General features: G+C 37.3%; 11 protein-coding genes. 1 reads left to right on the forward strand and 10 read right to left on the reverse strand.

The genetic code is table 11. The features are described from left to right. Positions 1-8: 8 nt before the first annotated feature. The 6 genes from R3E32_04715 to R3E32_04740 all read right to left on the reverse strand — a co-directional run bounded on the left by R3E32_04715 (position 9) and on the right by R3E32_04740 (position 12,215). Positions 9-1,421 (reverse strand): glycoside hydrolase family 28 protein, encoded by a 1,413-nt coding sequence (locus R3E32_04715; protein MEZ4884023.1) that lies wholly within the window; start codon positions 1,419-1,421, stop codon positions 9-11. A gap of 65 nt (positions 1,422-1,486) precedes the next feature. Next, on the reverse strand, positions 1,487-2,410 hold the full coding sequence (locus tag R3E32_04720) for a 5-deoxy-glucuronate isomerase (GenBank protein MEZ4884024.1): 924 nt from the start codon (positions 2,408-2,410) through the stop codon (positions 1,487-1,489). 48 nt (positions 2,411-2,458) lie between these two features. Continuing rightward, entirely contained in the window at positions 2,459-3,220 is a 762-nt protein-coding gene (gene kduD, locus R3E32_04725) for a 2-dehydro-3-deoxy-D-gluconate 5-dehydrogenase KduD (GenBank protein ID MEZ4884025.1), read from the reverse strand. Between the two features lie 301 nt (positions 3,221-3,521). Then, positions 3,522-5,555, reverse strand: coding sequence for a pectate lyase (pelA, locus tag R3E32_04730; protein MEZ4884026.1), 2,034 nt, complete (start codon positions 5,553-5,555; stop codon positions 3,522-3,524). Positions 5,556-5,753: 198 nt separating this feature from the next. Further along, positions 5,754-6,980 carry a glycoside hydrolase family 88 protein gene (locus R3E32_04735; GenBank protein MEZ4884027.1) on the reverse strand — a complete coding sequence of 409 codons (1,227 nt, stop codon included), beginning with the start codon at positions 6,978-6,980 and terminating at the stop codon, positions 5,754-5,756. Positions 6,981-7,391: 411 nt separating this feature from the next. Then, positions 7,392-12,215 carry a pectinesterase family protein gene (locus R3E32_04740; GenBank protein ID MEZ4884028.1) on the reverse strand — a complete coding sequence of 1,608 codons (4,824 nt, stop codon included), beginning with the start codon at positions 12,213-12,215 and terminating at the stop codon, positions 7,392-7,394. A 472-nt stretch (positions 12,216-12,687) separates the two neighbouring features. Here R3E32_04740 and R3E32_04745 point away from each other — a divergent pair, with 472 nt between their 5' ends. After that, positions 12,688-16,884 carry a response regulator gene (locus R3E32_04745; GenBank protein MEZ4884029.1) on the forward strand — a complete coding sequence of 1,399 codons (4,197 nt, stop codon included), beginning with the start codon at positions 12,688-12,690 and terminating at the stop codon, positions 16,882-16,884. Positions 16,885-16,965: 81 nt separating this feature from the next. On the opposite strand, the gene R3E32_04750 is transcribed toward R3E32_04745, so the two are convergent. The 4 genes from R3E32_04750 to R3E32_04765 all read right to left on the reverse strand — a co-directional run bounded on the left by R3E32_04750 (position 16,966) and on the right by R3E32_04765 (position 21,039). Beyond that, on the reverse strand, positions 16,966-17,604 hold the full coding sequence (locus tag R3E32_04750; protein ID MEZ4884030.1) for a peroxiredoxin: 639 nt from the start codon (positions 17,602-17,604) through the stop codon (positions 16,966-16,968). Positions 17,605-17,721: 117 nt separating this feature from the next. Continuing rightward, on the reverse strand, positions 17,722-18,666 hold the full coding sequence (locus R3E32_04755) for a TIGR02452 family protein (GenBank protein ID MEZ4884031.1): 945 nt from the start codon (positions 18,664-18,666) through the stop codon (positions 17,722-17,724). A 14-nt stretch (positions 18,667-18,680) separates the two neighbouring features. Continuing rightward, the gene (ribB, locus tag R3E32_04760) at positions 18,681-19,874 is read right to left on the reverse strand and encodes a 3,4-dihydroxy-2-butanone-4-phosphate synthase (protein MEZ4884032.1); all 1,194 of its coding nucleotides are present in this window, start codon (positions 19,872-19,874) and stop codon (positions 18,681-18,683) included. Further along, entirely contained in the window at positions 19,846-21,039 is a 1,194-nt protein-coding gene (locus R3E32_04765; GenBank protein ID MEZ4884033.1) for a glycosyltransferase, read from the reverse strand. The genes ribB and R3E32_04765 overlap by 29 nt, the downstream gene beginning before the upstream one ends. Positions 21,040-21,379: the final 340 nt, after the last annotated feature.

Raw genomic sequence — 21,379 nt, forward strand, 5'->3', positions numbered from 1 at the left:
TATAAATTTTATTCGGTCTTTATTAACTCGTCATTGATGAATACATTTTCCAATTTAAGATTAGAAAAATGTTTTAAAGAATTGGCCAATTCAACTCCATTGAAGTGGCAGTCCTTCAATTGTACGTTGTCCACTGTATTTTTATCATCATAACCCTCTATCAAAATCCCATACTTACTTTTGGAAGATTTTACATTTTCAACATATATATTCCTTACGGTTGGGATGTAATCTTGATTGGGGTTGGTAGAAATGGTATAGTGCATATTTACTTTGACCACGGCCTCTTTTACTTCTCCTACCATGATGTTTCTAAAGAATAAATTTTCGATAATTCCACCTCTTGTCTTGTTGGTTTTGACCCGAATCGCTCGGTCAAGATTAGGGCTATCCATTTGGCAATTTTCAGCAAAGATATTTCTTGCGCCACCAGATACCTCGCTTCCTATAACTACTCCTCCATGGCCATCTTTCATGGTGCAATCTTGCACAACTACATTCTCAATAGGACGGGCAATGCGTCTTCCATCTTGATTCCGACCCGACTTCAATGCAATGCAATCATCCCCTGTGTCAAAATAGCAATTTTTAATCAACACATTTTTACAAGATTCAGGATCGCAGCCATCGCTATTGGGACCATGGCTGATGACTTTGACATTTTGTATAGTTACATTTTCGCAAAGTACGGGATGGACAACCCACATTGGCGAATTTTTGAAGGTGACTCCGTCAATAAGTATGTTATTGCATTTATAGGGCTGAATGAAATTGGGGCGCAAATAGGTATTTTCTCCAAAGACCCTCTCTTCAACGGGTGTATCAGATTCATTCATTTTAAATAGTTTACCACGACTTTCTTCATCTTGTTGTCGAGGTGTTCCTTCTTTCCATCCATATCTTTCACTACCACACCATGGCCACCAATGTTCTTCTGAAGCCTGTCCATCTAAAACACCTTGACCTGTGACAGCTATATTCGTTTGTTCATACGCATAAATCAATGGCGAATAATTCATGCACTCCACTCCTTCCCATCGTGTAAAAACGACAGGTAAATAATGCGATGCATTGGTACTGAACTTCACAAGAGCGTCTTTGGAAATATGCAAGTTGACATTGCTTTTCAAATGAATAGGGCCATTCAGTATATATTCACCCGCAGGTACTACTACCCTTCCGCCACCTTCAGAATGACATACTTCTATTGCTTTGTTGAACGCATCCAACCAATTCTGTTCTATATCTTTAGTAACTCCAAAATCAGTTACAGAATAATTTTTATTTCGAAAAGTAGGTGCTTTTATTTGCGACAAAACCTCATCCATTTTCCCCCAAGGATTTTCCTTTGGCGTTTCCTGAACCTCGTTTTTACAACTGAATAACAGCACAGTAATAATAAAAATGTAAATTGATTTCATCAACCTTTTTTTTTCAAAATTTTAAACTGATTTGGAGTTACTGTGGAAAACAGTTTCTCTAAATATTACCATTCAAGTTCATATCCTGGCTTGTTGTATATTTCGGACCAGTCTCTATGTCCTTCAGTAAAGCTTGCCAGACACCAAGTAAACATAAAATCTACTGCGGGCGGTGCAATGGTGTCATGGTAAGTCGGAGTTACATTAATGGCCACTTCATCAAAAATATGGGCATAGACATTTACTTTTTCTTCTGGTAAAGCGCAGTTTTGCAGCACATAAGGTACATCTCCTTCAATATCAGATTCACATCTAAAATGGTAGATTTCTTCTTTGGCGTTCATGCCCAATCCATGAGGGCCGTCAGGGCCGTGAAAATGCGGAGGATAGCTTCCTACTCCTCCTCGATTTGCCATATAGGTATCTCCAAAAAGCAAGCGATTGGCTTGTACATTTTTATCTACCAATTTGAATACTGTACGCTTTGAAGTAGGTCTTTTGTTGCCCAAGTCAGCAGCCAATTCTGTTCCTTCAATATCCGCATGGCGAATCAATTGTATAGGATAAGCGGTATGGCATTTTACTGCTTTGAACTCACTTACATCACAATGGTCGTCAGTTGTAATGGCAATACGGGAATGAATACCGACATACAGCACATCACCTTTACCTAATTTATAGTTTTCATCTCCAATGCTAATTGAAACTACTCCACGATTGACATAGTAAACAGCCTCCTCATTCTCAAGAATTCGATGGGCTGTATTTCCCTTTTCCAACAAGACTCTAGCAAGTCTCAAAAACTGAAAAGTGGAATTGGATTCGCCAATAATTTCTTCTGCTTTGTTGAGCACAGGAGTTGCATAAAAAGCTTCTACTTTCCGAATCTCATTTTTGACGGGCACAACGACTTGTAGATCGTGTCTTCGTTCTTGTAGTGTTTTTGTCTCAGTAGTTTTTGCTGTTCCGATTGTTTTTGGTGATACCATTTTTTGAATTTATATTTAATTTAACTTTTTATAATTTTGGTTCATTGCTTACCTCGCCATCCATCCGCCATCCACATTGATGATTGTTCCATTGACATAATCACTGGCACTTGAAGCCAAAAATACAAGTGCTCCTCCCAAATCCTCTGGATTGCCCCAGCGATTGGCAGGAATACGGTTTTGTATGGATTCCGAACGAATGGGGTCATCCTGTAACTTTTGTGTGTTATCCGTCCGAAAATATCCTGGCGCAATTGCATTGATTTGCAGATTGTATTGCGCCCATTCATTGGCAAGAGCTTTGGTAATTCCTGCCACTCCATGTTTACTAGCTGTATAGGCAGGAACCGTAATTCCTCCTGAATAAGAGAGCATTGAAGCAATATTAATGATCTTTCCGCTTCCTTGTTCAATCATTTTTTTTCCCGCCAATTGAGATAAATAAAAAGAAGCAGTCAGGTTCACTTCAATGACCCTGTCCCACTCTTCCAAAGGAAAATCAGTGGCAGGATAACGAGCAATTGTTCCGCCATTATTGACAAGAATATCAATTCGCCCATATTTTTCGAATGCAGTTTCTAATAAATTTTTCACTGCTCCTCTATCACTCAGATCAGCTGCAATTCCAAAGGCAGCACCTCCTTTGTCTATAATTTTTTGAATAGTATCATCGGTGCCTCCAGAGCGGGAACTGCTGCAAATAACGGTTGCTCCTGCATTGGCCAGTGCTATGGCAAGAGCTTGTCCCAAACCCCTACTTGCCCCAGTGATAAGTGCAATTTTATTATTAAGAGAAAAAGGATTATCCATATATTAAACCATTTTTTTTTGTAAAGTTAATTGACGCTAATTTATCTATAAATCCATAAGTTGAAAAACCCAAAAATAACATTTATGATGCAGTTATTAACTTACTGCAATAAAAAGTAGCAATCTTTATCAGATTACCATTTATTTCCAATTTTAACTCGGTTTTAAATAAGCTACGAGTCAAAAAATGACTCCGTAGTCTTTCTATCTGGCTTAGCATCTGAATTGATGAAACCACTTTGTTTAATTGAGATGTAATATTGTGTGCATATTTTTTTACAACTTATGGTTGATGTGATTCCTAAAATTTGGCATACCAAGAGTCATTGGAGTTATCATTTTGGCTGCCTAAAACATTTTGAATCGTATGTTTTTTTGCTTGAGATTTTTTAAGTTGATGTGACCAAGCTACTCTACTTTCAGGTTGAAATCCTTTACCAGTACACTTATATTCTGCATAAAGCGACGTTTTTTCTGCTTCTGGTTTAGACCAGTTGTGCCAACCTTCGGGAAGAATATGTTCTCCCATATCGCAGTCAATAAATACCGTTTTTGCATAAATGCGCCACGGTCTGCCTAAATAAACTTTAGATATATTTTCATCAGCAGTAAGTTGACAATTCTTGAAAACATAGCCATATTTTGTGCCTTGAGGAGTCGATGCAGCCGTGATGTAAGAATCTTTTTTAGAGTGTATTGTACAATTTTCAAAAAAAGCAGTACTGCTTCCAAATATAAAATCAGTCGTACCTTCTATATAGCAGTCTTTGTAATATTGTTTTCCTTCTCCTGAAGCATACAGTGTATCTTGATTTCCTAAAAGACTGCAATTGATGATGGCTACTCTATCTGAAGTGACGGATAATGCTACGCCTTGCCCTACATCACCAGAAGAATTTTGGATGGTGATGTTTTTTGCTATAAAATCATTAGCTTCTACAAGAACTGTGTAAGTATGGAAGGTACTATTCCTCCCAAGATTTATTTTATCAAAATAATCGCCATAAGTAATGATTGTTTTGTCTTTACTTTCTCCAATGAGAGAGAGATTGGTATTCCATTCATGAACTTTGACTTTTTCGTAATATACTCCGTCTTTCACAAAAATGGTTATTCTATCATAGGGAAATGATTTGGTGTTGTTTATTGCCTCTTGAATACTAGTGTAATCTCCACTTCCACTTTTGTCCACTACTATGTAAAACTCATCTGTATGTTTCTTACTTACTTTTTCAGTTTCCCCATTTCCACTTGAATATTTTTCCTTCCATTTTGGATATCGTTTTAAAACCTCTTTTGGCTTATTCGTGTACCAACCATATCCATTTCTACGTTCTTCACCAATTTCTTCTAATGAATATTTTTTAATCCCATCCCGATCACAGAAGAAAGGAGTATTGTCTTCTAAGTCCATAAAACGAGCCCATAAAGGAGGAGCATCTGCATCAGCTACTACTTTCTTATCAATGATTTTACCATTTTCATCATACAAGCGATCTATCTCCAATCCAGTTATTTTCACTTTTTCAAACCATTCAACAGCACTATTCACAGCAGTAATCACCTCTTTCGATGGATTTTCAAGGGACATTAACAACAAAACGATTTTTGCCGATTCGCTTCCGCTCAAAGAGGGAAGTTCATAAGCACGAGCCTTTGCAGGTTCTAGGGTATTTTCATCATGTTGAGCACACCAACTTGTCAAGACTCCGTTCTGTTTGTACTGTGTTTTTATTATACAATCAATTCCTTTGTCAAATGCTATTTTGACTCTTTGAAGCGTTTCTTCTGGAGGGTTTATAGAATAATAACTGGTTTTATCCATACACTCTTTCAGTACATTTAAAATATTGACCATTGCATCATCATTATACGTAATGTGCGTATAGTATCCTTTTCGCAAGGGGTAAAATTGTGGCCATCCTCCATTATCATATTGCGCTACCAGTAAGTAATCTAAGCCCAATAGAAATGCCTTTTGGTATCTATCATCGGGGACTTGTCTGTAGATTTTAGAAAGAAAAAGCATTTCCTGAGTAGTTGCTCCATTGTCCATTGTGAGGTCATGGGTATCATTTTTAAGCGCAATTAAATCCTCTTTCTCCTCTTTGGTAAGTGGTTGATGCATTTGAATATTTTTGGGCCACCCGCCAATATTCCTTTGATAAAGTAATACATTCTCTGCAATTTCTTTTGCTTCTTCGGATGCAAACCAAGAACCTTCTTCTTTATTCACTATATGCTTCCATGACTTATCAAGTATTTGTCCTGACATTGAAGTACACGCCGAAAGAGTAAGCAAAAACGCAATAGTATTTTTTTGTAAGTATGTCATTTAGTTATTTTTATGTTTGCTGTACTTATTAGGTTTTGGACGAAGGAGCAAAGAACTAAGGAACTCCGACGAAATAAATTCCCAATATAGACTTCCGAAATTTATTTCTAAAAGATGGTTGATTATTCTCACCGTCAAGCTCTTTTGAAAACGAAAATTTCGGAAGCCTTGACTTTTGAAGCTATAAATCAAAAATTTTCACCGATCTAAGGCCAATGCTGCCAAAATAAATGGCCCTAAACCATGTAGGTTATCCACCCTTCTATCCTCGCTAAGATAATATTCATAAGATCCATCTCTATAAGGGTTTCCACCCAAACCAGCACCTTTACATACTTGCGTAATGTGGACTTCACCATCTTCATCTACTTTTACCAACGCTCGTATTAGTCCATCAAATGCTTTATTGGCTACATCTTTAAAATTTGCAGGTAAGTATCCTTTGTCTGCTCCTTTGGCAAAAGCATAGGCAAACATTGCAGTTCCGGATGCCTCTAAGTAATTTCCTTCTCTACCTCCCATATCTGTCACCTGATACCATATTCCCGATTCATCTTGAAATTTAATTAAGGCAGTAGAGATTTCATTCAAGTAAAGAATCAACTGTTTTTGTTTTGGGTGATCTGCTGGAAAGTAATCCAATACATCTACCAAGGCCATGCAGTACCAACCCATTGCTCTAGACCAGAAATTTGGGGACTTACCAGTTTCTTTGTCAGCCCAACCCATTTGTTTGCTTTCATCCCATGCGTGGTATAAAAGTCCAGTTTTTTCATCTAATGTATGTGTGTGAAGGAGCTCAAATTGTTTGGCTATATCATCCAAATTTTTACCCCCTTCAAATTCAACGGTGTATCGTGTATAAAATGGCTGTCCCATATACAATCCATCCAACCACATCTGATAAGGATAAATCTTTTTGTGCCAAAAACCTCCCGAATTTGTTCTTGGATGTCCGTCTAATTGTTTCCTTAGCGTTTGTATTGCAGTGAGGTATTTTTCGTCTTTGGTCTTTTCATACAGATTAAATAGTATTTTTCCTGAATTGACCAAATCAATATTGTAGGATTCCATTTTGTAATTATTGATAGTACCTGTGCTATCAATCAATACATCTGCAAATCCTTTTTCGTATTGATAATATTTTTCGTCTTTGGTCTTTTCATATAATTTTTCAAAAGAAAGAGCGAGAAGTCCATGTTTGTAATCCCATAATGGCTGTTCTATACCGTCTACTTGCCACAATAGAGAATTTCGTTTCATTATGGACAATGCCATTCTTTCAGACCATTTCAGCGAATCAGAAATCGTTAATTCTTTTTTAGGTTCAGAGTCGTTTATTTTTTCTATTTTTTGCTTGCAACCTATAAACGTACAAAAAACAATAAAACACAATATGGTTATTTTTCTATTTTTTTTTCTCATGCTATTTTTTGGATATTTTCGCCCTTTCAGGCGTGGTTAAAGGTAGGCCTTATCAGTTCATTTATTGGACTTTGGACGAAAGACATAAGTAGAAAGATAAAAGAAGTAAATGTTTGGTTATGAGCAAATTGCATTTTCAATACAATTTCACTTAATTCCTTTGCTGTCAATGATTTATTTTTTTTTTGTTTTATGTCTTTAATCTTTCGTCCAAAGTCTAATCATTTACAAGCACTGTAGTAAAGACCAGAAAATAAAAAGGCTCATCGAAGTACATAGCGGAAGACTCAAGACTTTGGAAGTTTTCTTATCGTAAAATTTAGATTTTCAAACTACCAAAGTCTAATGCCACTAGATTCTTCGATGAACCTTTGAAATACAAGTATCTCAGAACCTTATTCTGGATTTACATCAATCTAAGAATACTTTTACGGCTTTCTCACCATCCTCCGCAGTTGCAGTTATGATCCAATAACCATTGTGAAAACTGAACTCTGTGTCCTCATTTATTTTCATGGTTTTGACCAATCGACCATTGAGGTTGTAAATGTTAATCGCCGTATTCGATTTCACATTAGATATAACCACATTGTTAGCATAAGAACGAATTTCAACCGAAGTCTGAAGTGGAGTATCATTGATTCCAACCATATCATTCTCAATCAATGTAGGCAGTGGATCCCAACCATCATTGCCTTTTGTGAAATTGAAGGTGGTGATGTCCGTTCCATCCGATAGTTTTGGTTCGGTCAATAAGGTAGCCCATGAAGCTCTCATAGAACTATTGTCTATTCCCGATTCTTCCAATGTACCGTATTCGTACATCATCGTGGATTCTCCTCCTAGAGTATTTTGCCATCCTAAAGGTTGAATTAAAGACAATCCTTCAGATCCAGTAAAGTCTGTTGTTCCTACATTCGTGTTGAAGAAAACAACCTCGCTCGTAGTTGCTTGCCAAGGTCTTCCAAAGTAACCTGGCTTCGAACGGTAAGTAGATGCTGTTTCGATTTCAGGTATTGCAGTAGTGACATTACATTCATACATGAGATATCCTCTACCACTGCTTTGCTGAGCAGCTGTAATGTAGGCAGTATCATTACTATCATCGGCCGTATTCATAGCTAAATCTGTCTTGTAAAAAACGGCAGTCATTGCTCCAAAAATATAATCTACTGCTCCCATTGCAGAGCCTTTATACATCACAACTCTGGAATTTGTTCCTCCATAAAAAGAATCCTGACGACCTACTACACGACATTTGTTCAAAATCGACTTGTCAGCATTGTTGGTGTAAGCGATAGCAGCAGCTCTTTCTCTAAAGTTTCGGTCTTGTACATCCACATTGCCATAATCCGTTGGTCTTGTTCCCTTTCCACCAGAAGTCCATTCTACTACCACATCATTGGCTTCTTTCTGGGAAATATATTGATTGTAAGAGTTTTCAAAAATAATATGTTCTGCTTCAAAACCATTGGCTGTAACCACTACCGTAGCATTCCAATAAGAACCATTGGTAGTTCCTGAACCCTTATTTTTATAAGAGATGTATCCATTTTCAATATTTACTTGCAAGACATCGGCGTGCCATTTTTGGTCGCTACTCATGCTGTAATAATCATAGCCATGTCCATAGTAAGAAGTGACTCTTACTGCTTCTGACCCGATGTCAACTCCTTTATTCAAAAGTTCAATGGTTGGAGTTGAAGAAGCGTTTTTCAAGGTAACATTGTCTTCATCTATCAACAACATTTCTTCGTAGTTTCCTGGATCCACCAAAATAGTGACACGCTCATCATTGGGTCTTTCCATTCTTCTGATTGCAGCCAAAGCTTCGTTGATTAACTGATACGTTTTATCTACACCTACTGTAAGAGTAGTGCTAAATGCAACTGGGCTATATACTTCAATATCTGTGATATAAGTAGTAGAAGAACCCGCTCCAACTACAATCGTTACATATCCTTCAGTATTACCAGTGTAATCATATTTTACGCTTTCAAAAGTACTCGTGCTTTGTGAATTGGTAGTTATTGGCGCGCCTCCGTCAATAGAGAAATCTGCTGTGTAGTAATAAGATACAATCACTCTTTGCCCTGTATTTACAGGCACTTGAATGGTCGCATCTGGCTTAGTAGCCAAATGGGTTTTGTTATTTTCTGTATAAGCCTGACCTGTGAAAAGCAATCCTTTGTAGGCAGGGTCGCCATTGGTAACTCCGTTGTCGTCAAATCCCCAAAAAGTAACAGGGATAAATGTAAGGGTTTTCGATTTACTTGCTCCTGCAATCGTAAGATTGGAGGTTAAAGAAAGTTCTACTGGATAGGCATCCAAACCATCATAAGAAACCGTATAAGTTCCGTCTCTTAGGTTAATATTTGCCAAATCTGCAAAACTATAATCATATCCAGCTTCATATAGATTGCTAAAAGTAAGGTTCAAATCCGCTAACTGATCAGGTCTTAAACCTTGTGCATCAATGGATACTTGATAAACTGGTTTGGAGTTAAAAACTATATCCGATGTTGTGTTGGCATTTCCAATAGTGATGGTATTTTCAGTGATGAAATAATCATTGACTCCTTCAGCCGAAATAGTATATGCTACATTTGCTTCAAGTTCTAAGGAATATGTACCTGCTTCAACATTAATAACTGGTTCTGGAATAAAAATTACACCTGCTTCTGGGTCGGGCGTATAAATCAAAGTAAGATCAAGAAGATCCATTCCCAATCCAGTGATAGAACCCGTAACAGTATATAATTCAGCTTTTACAATAGTGATATCAAATGCACCTGTTTCTTCTGTCACCTCCAATGATGTAGCACTGCTAATAATGAAACCGTTTGCGTTGGCAAGACTCAAATTGTAGGTATATCCTGCGGGTAAGTTTACACTATACTTATCACTAGCAACTGGCGAACTCCAAGATTTTCCTGCTTGATTAGTAAATACGATTTCATACCCTTCTGGAATCCCCTCTGCTTGAGTAACATCCACAGCACCAGTAACCTCGATGTAATTGGCACTTTTTCTGAGGAATCTAAAATAACTTGGCTTTCCTTGTGTATCAAAAATATGATAAATACCTGCCTCTTTTGCTACAAATTTCAACTCGACAAGGTCACTAGGCGTAGTCACTACATCTGTTTGAGAATCAGGGTCAGGAACATATTGAAAGTTAAGTTCTCCTCCTGAATCTGTTTTGGTAACAATCGTCACTTCATCATCCTCATTCAAAGATAGACTCATATACCTACCCGTATTTGCAGAAGAGTTTACATACACCCTACCTGTATAACCTGTTACACCACCAATATTTTCATCATAACGAGTTAGGTTGCCATTGGTAGATCTCAATCGATCATTTCCGCCACCTACCCATGACAAACTACCTGCACTCCAACTACTCGGTAAAACATTCCCTGTACTACCTACGGTGATGGAAGAATCGTACCATCCATTGATGACATCTTCGGTGAGGTGATTGTTGTAAAGCGTTGAATCCAATTGCTCTGCTGCAAAATCCCAAACATCTATTTTGCCATTTCCAGGATCAACGGCAGCCGCATTTTCTATACTTAAACCGTGAATATACACTTCAGCCGTTGGGAAATCTGTACTTTTAAGTGTTGCAGTAACAACTCCTTTGGCACCTGTATAAGAAAAATTAACTGGAAAAGCATCTACTGCTGCTTCAATATTTTGAGCTGCAATCGTACCCAATACAGTACCATTTGCATCGGTTATTTCAAAAACAGCATCTACTGCAGAACCATATTGATCAACAATAAATGTGATAATGGCATCTCCAGCCACTATTATTTCAAAAGTATTGCCAGGAAAAAAGACACCTCCATGAGAAGAATCATGGTATCCAAATTGCAAGGCTTCCTCATCCGTATTGCTGTTGATGGTCAAAATTCCATCGCCTGTAATGAAGGTAGAATAGCGCAAAGCCGAATAGCTTATTTGTGGAAGTTCAGAACCATCAAAAAAGTTGTAAGTATAAGTTTTCCCTAGTTCTGCTACGACTTCAATGCTATTGTCCGCTACTTTTACAATATAAGAAGTTGGGTCTGATGTGTTGTTTGTATAAGTTATCAGCAATTCATCGCCACTTACTTCTACTTTTTCAATATCTCCTGCAAATGTTGGAGTATAAGTTGATAATTCTGCCCCTCCTAAATTTATCAAAATTGAAGCAAAATCCAAAGTAGTGCTGATGACAGTGCCTTCGCTTACTATTACTCTGGGTTCACTTATAGCATCAACTCCTGATTCAACAGTAATTTCTACATCATTGATGGTAATAGTTCCCGATTTTTGTACCCAAGGAGTCAAAGTCACTTCAAAAGGCACAGGAACAGTTTCGATGTAGGGAACATAATTCGTACCAGTGAAATCCAGAGTCACAACGCCTGCTTCTCCTACATACAAGAAGTCCACAGTCGAGCCATCATTACCAAAATTCCCAGTAGTCATTGAAGCTTGAGAAGCGATATCAAATACCCCAGTAGTACTGGAAACATCAATCGTTCCATCAGAAAATTGACTTCCACCTACTTTTATAGTAGTATTACCTTCAACTTGCAAATGAATTTGATTGCCTGTTTTAAAAAAACATCCATGTTGTCCACCATTGTAACCATAAGCATTGCTCGAACCAACGGTAATTCCCAAAAGTCCCATGTTGATATCCGACTGTCCATCAGTTGTTGTTGGAACGATACTTCCATCTCTGAAATCGTAGTAATAGATAATATTATCTTCTGCTATTGAAGCCTCTGCTCCCGATTTTGAAGGTATCACTTCAATTTTAGGTAGATAAAGGTCATTTCCACTACCTGCTACTAACTTGAAGTTTAAAGTACGCCCTGTTCCAGAGTAAACAAAATCATAGGTATCCTCCAAATCATTGACCACTTTAGTTTCGTGTGTTCCTAAATCACCAGTTTCTACTGATGTACCTACCATGTTTAAACCTGAGTGCTTAGAACCTATAAATCTAATAGTACTGCTTCCTAACACGGTAATATTAATTTCACCATCGACTTTCATATTAAGCCCATATTGCTCACCATGATGACTGTAATTACCTGATAGCGTAAGCGAACCATCTTCACTTTGACCAGCTGCAATTAAAGATCCATCTGTAAAATCGTAGGTTGTCTGGGCTTGAACATGAAGCCCTATTAGTAAAAACCAGAAGACTAAGAGTAAAATTTTTTGTTTCATTATGTTTGTTTGTTTGTAGAAATCAATCAATCGTAAATGATGATTTTTGGGAAGAGAATATTGTATAAAATGGTAATATTGCTTTAGTTAAGTAGAATTGTCTTCAACCTTACCTGTGTAGCAAACGTAGCTCTTTCTTCCTCTTAATCCTTTTCCATATTTAACTATTGCTATACAAAAATTAACAAGTCAAGGAGAAAAAGTAAGAATTTCCTTTTTCAAATGATTCAAAGCCATAGTATCATTTTAATTAAACACAACTTTTTCAAATTTTTACAAATAAAAGAAAACAACATAAATTCTAACCTTGGAAATAACGCAAAAATTCTTACTCTTTTTTTACTCCATAACTTACAATAGACCTATCTTTAAGAATAAATCAAATTTTCATTAGACAGTATTGATGCCATTAAAATCAGTAAACCTACTTATCTTCTTTTTAGCTTTCGGATATTTTTCGAGTATAAAGGCTATGGAGCCATACATCCCCGATATTGTAAATCCTCTTTCTGAATCTTGGCGATGGAAACACTTCCCAGAATTAGAAGGAAAGGGAGTGCGTGATATTGCAGAGGGAGAAAATGGCACTGTTTGGATAGGAGTCAATGATGGTATTTTTGAATACAATGGTTATCAATGGCGATTACACAAAAATCAGAAAAACGGATTAAATGATGCGCCTATAGAGCAAGTACTCATTGCAAAAAATGGTTTAGTCTATGCCGTTTCTGCCAAACAGATTTTTAGATATGATGGCAGTCATTGGGAACCTCTTTTGAAGTCACCAAATAATTTCAGCTTCAATTTTATTAAAATTCAAGAGTTTTCTGATGAAAGCATCATGGTTAGTTCCGAAGTAGGTGTCTTACATATGTATCCATGTGGCGAACAATACTTTTATACTTCTTCTCGTCGAATTGAAGCATTAAAAGCTCAACAATTAGATTTCAATTGGATACGGTTTCCAGAAGCGGTTTTGGCAGGGGATGATTTCGTTAATGTGTCCGATATTTTAGAGCAAAAATCAGGTGAAGTTTGGTTAGCATTGACTTTTGGAGAGAAAGGAAGATTAATTAAGTTTCAGCCTTTAAACAAACCTTCTACCTACATCACCGAATACGAATATTTTACCTCCAATAAAGACATTCAATTTGGAGAATTTCAAAAATTAATTGAAGCCGATAACCACGAAATTTGGGTTGTAAATTCATCCTTCAAAATACCCATCAATATTTACAGCGATGGAACATGGCGTAAAATCCAATTGAGTGAATTATTCGGAAGTGATGAATACACCAACGATATTGTTCAAACCAATGATGGAACTATTTGGATTGGTGCTTTGGGAAAATTATACGCTTTTAGAGATGAAAAGTGGACCATTTATGATGCCCCAAAATATAAAATTCCCGCAAATAAACTTCAACTTCATAAAAGTCAAGCCAACAAACTTTGGATTTCGGGATTGAAATCCAAAGTTTATCTAGTGGACTACTCCTCAGATAGATGGATTACCTACAATGGGTTGAATTTTCAATGTGAAGCAGGGAATGAAGAACAATGGTTTCTAGATGTGGAAGGTAAAGCCATTGCAAAAAACGGAAATCGCTGGATTGCCTGGGATGTGGAAGATGGTTTTATTGATGCCCCTGTAAAAATTTTTGTTACTCAAAAAGGGCAAATATGGGCAGCAGGTTCTCATCAAGGAGTAGCCGCAACAGCTTTTTTGAAGGATGAACAGTGGTACAAACAACTGCATCCAACTCTCTCTTGGGGAATTGATTATCGAGCAGTCTTTGAAGCAATGGATGGCTCTATATGGTTTGGAGGAAGCGTAGATACTGAAAATGAAAAGGGACAGTTGAGTGGTGTATTGCAGCTTGTCAATCCACAGGCGAGTTCTCTCAAATGGATACACCATAAATACAATGAAAATGGATTGGATCAATCGAATGCTTATGGTATTGGGCAAACTCCTGATGGTAAGATATGGATAGGAGGCAGCAGATTGTTTTTTTGGGATGGAGAAAAATGGGACCGTCCTCCAAATGAACGACTGGCCCAATTCACGAATATTGTAGCCAGCACCCAAGACCAATTAATAGTAGGATCAAGGTATTATGGTATTTTTATTTTTGATGGAACAACTTGGGAAAACTACAACACCGAATCAGGACTTACCAACAATACCATTATTAGTATTGATGCCATTTCCAATGATAATATTTGGGTAGCTACTGAAAATGACATTTGTCACTTTGATGGCATCAGATGGCAAAACAATATTTTCCCCATTGAAATGAACATGGATTTTGAAGGTGGAGATATTAACCATTCCTCTGATAGTTCTGTCTGGATTAACCGTTCTGATAGAAGTTGGAAAAGAAGGGCTTTTTCTTACAATAAAAAACAGCCAAATCTTTACAAAAACTTTGTCACCCACCGATACACTCCTGATGATGTTCCACCTGAAACTAAAATCACTTTCTTTTCAAAGGAAGTTTCTTCGGATGGGAATACCATCATTCAGTGGGAAGGAAAAGACTTTTTTGAAGAAACTGCAAATGAAAAACTATCCTATTCTTATCGCTTAAATGGAGGCTCTTGGTCGACATTCTCTACTGAACAACACCACACTTTTTTGAGCCTCTCCAATGGCAAATACCGCCTAGAAGTTCGCGCAATGGACTTAGCATCTAACATAGATGAAACACCCTCTGCGGTAGATTTTATTGTCCAGGCTCCTGTCTGGAAACGGGCTTGGTTTATCACATTGGTTGCCTCTTTTTTAGCCACTATTTTTATATTCAGCTATTATATATTTTCCAAAAACAAAGCGTTAGAAAAACTAAACACCAGCCTACATGAGGTTAACGAGAAATTGAAATCAAAAGGAAAGAAAATACAACTCCAAAATAAGGAAATCTTAAAGCAGCAAAAGGTAATCTTAGCACAATCTAAATCACTAGAAAACAACAACAAAAACTTAGAAGAACAAAATCAAAAAATTCAATGCCAGCGAGACAAACTGGAAAAAATGGTCAGCCAAGTTGAAGGATTATCCAAAGCCAAATTGAGTTTTTTCACCAACATATCACATGAACTAAGAACCCCTTTGAGCTTAATTTTAGGTCCTATAAATCAATTGAGAAATCCAAAAAACACACATTCTGAACACGAAAGAAAAACACTTTACGACATTGTAGAACGCAATGCTTCAAGACTGCTAAAACTCATCAATCAATTGTTGGAAATTCGAAGCATCGAGAACAGTTCTATGGCCTTACAATTAAGAGAAACGAATTTGGATCAATTCCTTTTCAACATAACCGAGCTTTTTCAAAACCTTTCGAAAAAAAGAAATATTCCTTTAACATTTCATTCTTCGGTGGAAGATGAAATCGTCTTATTAGACACCGATAAGATTGAAAAAATCGTTGTCAATCTATTGTCTAATGCCTTCAAACATACGCCAGATGAGGGTATAATCGGTTTGTGTTTAAAAAAGGTAAGTGCATTCGAGTATGATTTGCCGAAAGAACATCTCGAATATTTTTTCATTCAAGTCAAAGATACCGGTAGTGGCATTTCACCAGAGGTGATGGAACATATTTTTGAAAGATATTATCACCAAAAAAGTATAGACAATACGCAAGAAAGTACAGGGATTGGTTTATCCTATATCAAAGATTTGGTTAGCATTCATCAAGGCATCATACAGGTAGAGAGTGAACTGAATAAGGGCAGCCATTTTAACATTTTCATTCCTGTCTTTTTGCAAAAAGAAGACTCCTTTTCTATTCATTTTACGGATTTGAATTATGACTATGCCCAACAAGAAATTCAACTATCCCTTGCAGAAATCAAAGAGGAATTGTTGGGGATAAATGCAATACCTGATAATTTAGATCCAAGTCGTCAGAACATACTTATAGTAGAGGACAACCCTGATATGCTAATCTTTCTACAAGGATTGCTCACTAAAGAATACAATATTGTGAGTGCCGAAAATGGATTGGTAGCACTGAAAATTGCAGAAAATCACAACCTAGATTTAATCATTAGTGATGTCATGATGCCTGAAATGGATGGCTTGGAATTTTGTAAAAGAATAAAAAAGAATTTTGCAACCAGTCATGTTCCCATACTGCTGCTAACTGCAAAATCACTGGAAGACCATGCAATGGAAGGATATGAGGTAGGAGCTGATGATTACATCACCAAGCCATTCAACCCAAAAATTTTAGTGCTAAAAATTAGAAATATTTTACAACAAAAAGCTGCTTTCCAAAAAAGGCTCAACCGAAATTTTCAAATAAAACCTAAAGAAATAAAACTCACCTCTCCAGACGAAATTATGCTCAAAAACTTGGTAGAATTAATGGAAAACAATGTGGACAATTCTGACTTCAATGTCAACTCTATGTGCCAAAGCGTTAATCTCAGCCACATGCATTTTATCAGAAAAGTAAAACAACTCACGGGAAAACGCCCCATTGATTTACTGAAATCTTTCCGAATGAAAAGAGCCAAAGATCTATTGTCTCAAAATAAAATGACCGTATCCGAAGTCGCTTATAGCGTTGGATTTGAAACTCCCAGCTCTTTTAGTCGGGCGTTCAAGAAAGAATTTGGCGAAACACCAACAGGTTTTTTACAACAATCTTAATTGGTACTTCAAATCAAAAAAACGCAATACAGAAACTTACCTCCATATTGCGTTGTACATTATTTCACTTCAATCCTCCTGCTAATCCAAATTCGGCTGAGGAGTTGTTCTCAAATAAGGTTTGATAACCTTATGACCTTTCGGAAATCTTGCAGGAATGTCCTCCGTAGCAATTGAAGGAGAAACCACCACATCTTCACCTTGTTGCCAATCAGCAGGCGTTGCAACACTATGATAGGTTGTCAGTTGAAGACTGTCAATCACCCGTAGAATTTCCAAAAAATTTCTACCCGTTGAAGGAGGATAAGTCAAGGTCAATCGCACTTTTTTGTCGGGATCAATCACAAAGACAGTTCTCACTGTAGCTTTTTCAGAAGCATTGGGATGAATCATATCGTACAAATGTGCAACATGACCATCTTCATCAGCAATCAAGGGAAAATTCACCGTCACATTTTGTGTTTCTTCAATGTCCTTAATCCAACCTTCGTGACTAACCAATGGATCTACACTAACTGCAATGGGTTTTACATTACGTTTTTGAAACTCTCCACTCAAAGCTGCCGTACGTCCCAATTCAGTAGTGCAAACAGGCGTATAATCCGCAGGATGTGAAAACAATAAACCCCAGCTGTCACCAAGCCATTCATGAAAATTAATCTCACCCATTGAAGTTTTTGCAGTAAAATTTGGAGCAATATCTCCCAATCGAATTGACATAGGGTAATAGGTTTTTTAGTTAAATAATTGTATTGTAAAAAATCAATTGTCTCAAGATACAAAACACTGAATCCACTATTAGAGTTTTGTTTTAGCAGTCAATTTTTCAATGCATCTTCACCCAAATACTTTTAGAAAAGGCAAAACATTTCCATTTGGATTATGCGATTTCCAAGCATTGTGGTCATCAATGATTGCAAAAACGATGAGCTTCAATTTGTTTCTAAATTCATCTTCCTTAAATACTTCTTGAAACAAGAGCGCAACATGGTTGGGCGGATTACAGAAAGCCCCGCAACCAAACGCACTCAAAACAGCACTATCGTGCCCATTCAAAATAGCTATCCGTAAAATGGTTCTGATTTTTTGCTTGGTAGGCTCAACAAAGGAATCTGCTATACGAAACACGCCATTTTGTATTACCAACTCGGGGCTATACATGGCTGCAACAGTCACAAATGCAAGCTGATAGGGTTCACGAAGCAAACAATAACCATTATGTTCTGAACCACGAAAAATGGTGATATTTGGAGAATAGATACCGCCCGTTTCTGGCTGCAAAGGATAGCTGTACTCAGGATGTCTGTATGTTCCATACACCCTCTCACCATACCCCACAAACTGATACAATGACCGAAACAAATTACTCCTTCTAAAAATATTTTCCTCCTGCGCTCCTGCTCCCCTCAAAACCCCACCACCTGGATTTTCAGGATTGGCCATATTCAACACCACAGGTTTGTAACCCGACAAAGCAATCAAGCGAGCAGTTTCGATACAGTCTGCATTGATAACAGAAACCCCACAAGTTCCTTCCACTTCAATGTTTGACACATGATTAGGACTTTTATAATAAACAGTGTCCGAAAAATCACTTTGTTGGTTGTCCAAAAATATTTTCTCGCCCTCTACAAAATAAAATCCTGTTTTCACCAAACGAACAGTACTTCGAAATACTTCTACCCGCAATTCTCTAAAGCCTTGTCTTCTCTTAGAAGCCTTTTTGAATTGAGACAACCATTTGAAGTGATTCCAACTATTTTCTTCTTCAAATTGTATCATTCAACTATTATTTCCTACGCCACCTTAGGGCTATCTCCCCCATCGCCATTAGACTTACCACCCAAAGGCACGTTTTCTACAATCTCTAAGCCATATCCAATCAAGCCAATACGACGCTTTGGGCTATTGGTCAGAAAGCGCATTTTATGCACATTCAAATCTCTGAGAATCTGCGCTCCAATACCATAATCACGTTGCCCCAAAGATGCTTTTGAGGGTGTTTGTTCATGTGTATCATCTTCTGATTGACTTTTCAAAAAGTGAAGAAAATCCGTTTCCACGCTTTTGTGATTCATATAGAGTACCAACCCCTTACCTTCTTCTGCCACTCGTTTCATCGCAAGATGCAATGGACTTTCCGAACCATATTGTAGTGAATCCAGAATATTTTTCCCCAAAGCAGAAGAATGGATTCGCAACAAAACCGCTTCATCGGGCTGCCAACTACCTTTCACAAACGCAAGGTGCATATTGTCGGATTCTTCCTTTTCAGTGAATACAATTAAGTCAAACTTTCCGTATAGTGTATTTATCTGAGAATGTACTTCCCGTTTGATTAGACGTTCTTTTACCAAACGATAGGCAATCAAATCTTCAATCGAAATGATTTTCAGATCAAATCGCTTCGCAATTTCTATCAAGTCAGGCATCCTTGACATCGAGCCATCGGGGTTCATGATTTCGACCAAAACCCCTGCAGGCTCAAAACCTGCCAACCTCGCCAAATCAATCGTTGCTTCGGTATGTCCAGCTCGTCGAAGCACTCCGCCTCTTTTTGCCTTCAATGGAAAAATATGGCCAGGTTTACCCAATTCCTCAGGTTTCGTTTTTGGGTCAATCAATGCCTGTACCGTTTTGGCTCTATCTGTTGCAGAAATACCTGTTGTACAGCCATTTCCGATTAAATCTATTGAAACCGTAAAAGGTGTACCATGTGAAGTTGTGTTGTTCTGCACCATCATCTGCAATTGCAGTTCTTCACAACGATCTTCGAGCAAAGGCGCACAAATCAATCCACGCCCATACGTTGCCATGAAATTAATGATTTCTGGCGTTACATTTCGAGCAGCCGTGATGAAATCACCCTCATTTTCACGGTCTTCATCATCGACTACAATCACCAACTTGCCTGCTTTTATATCGGCTATGGCTTCCTCAATTGTGTTGAGTGTGTATTCTTTAGTTTCGTTTGGTAGGTTTCCAGACATTACTTTTTATTCCTTTTAGGTAGTTAAAAAAACCAAGTAAGAGTGCGACATTCATCAACTGAAAATAAGAGATGAACCGCAATATTTTGAAATGAATATTAATTTTCTTCAATAGGTAATCCAATAGAGGAATACCATACAATATTATTTGTAGGCATAACAGCAGGGCATAAAAATGGTTTTGAAATGCCAGTAATCCACTGCTAAACAATGCTATAAGCATGAAAAAAGGTCCTAACCATCGCAATACTTTGTGTGACCAAAAACAAAAAGCTACTTTACCTTGATTCGGATAAGTCAGGTGTAAAAATGTGCGTAAGTTTTGAAAATTACCTGATGAGATGCGTTTTTTGCGGCGAAATTCTTCAAAAATATCGTCCGACACATCTTCATAACAAACTGCATTAGGTTCTTTGATAGACAATCCGCCTTTTTCGATAGCCTTGAGTGTGAGGTAAAAATCATCGACAATGAAATTTTCAGGGACAGCTTCAAAGTACTTGGCTCTCAAAGCATAAGCGGCTCCAAATGCGCCCATCATACAGCCGCCCCAAACTCCTTCTAAATATTTTACACTGTTTTCACGCTGAATATACCATTTTTCCTGTACCGAAATTCCCGCTTCTTTGACCTCTAAGTTCAAAATATTGGCGGCCACCACACCCATTTTCGAGTTTTTGTAGTGTTTGGCAAGTTCATACAACATTGACGGAGTAAAAAAAACATTGGCATCGGTGAGAATCAATACATCATCAGGCTGCAATTTTGAAGCAATAAAACCATACAGTTTGTTGATAATCCTAATTTTACCGCTTCTACCTTCAAAATTATACCACTGTAAATTGTCGTATTGCTGGGCATATTGTTTAATAATGTCATTCGTTGCATCCGTAGAATTATCTGAACCAATCCAAACCTCCAATTTGTGCATAGGATAAGCACTCTCAAAAATGCTTTGCAGCTTTTCTCCCATCACTTTTTCCTCATTATAAGCTGCCATCAAAACGAACAATCTCGGCAATGCGTTTTTTGCATTTATGCTATAAGTATCTTGGTTGTTGTTTTTTTCTCTTGTAAACCAACGCAATAGCAAAGGATACAACAAATAGGAGTGAAAAAGAGCCGATACAGCCAACCAAAAAAATATTTGCAACAAAAGGTTCATTCAAAAAATGAGGTTTGCTGCAAAGGTAAGGAATGAATGAAAATTAAGATAGAAATTAAAATTAAAAAACTACTTCTTAATCAAGTGGTTTGAAATATCAAATTGAGAATCTAAGTGTCAAGACATAAGAATTTAGACGAAAAACAAAAGACGAGAGCGTTCTAATTCAGCAATTTATTGAAAATCATATACCTGATGGCTTTTGCCTAATTGCGTACAATTCAAATAGATTAAAAATTTGCCTTGGATGCAAAACAAAAAACCTTCAATACTCAAATCCATGAGTATTGAAGGTTTCCTCTATTTAGCAGATTGTCAGTTGTGTAAACATCAACTGTCC

It is taken from the genome of Chitinophagales bacterium (assembly GCA_041392475.1).
Classification (GTDB): Bacteria; Bacteroidota; Bacteroidia; order Chitinophagales; family UBA2359; genus JAUHXA01.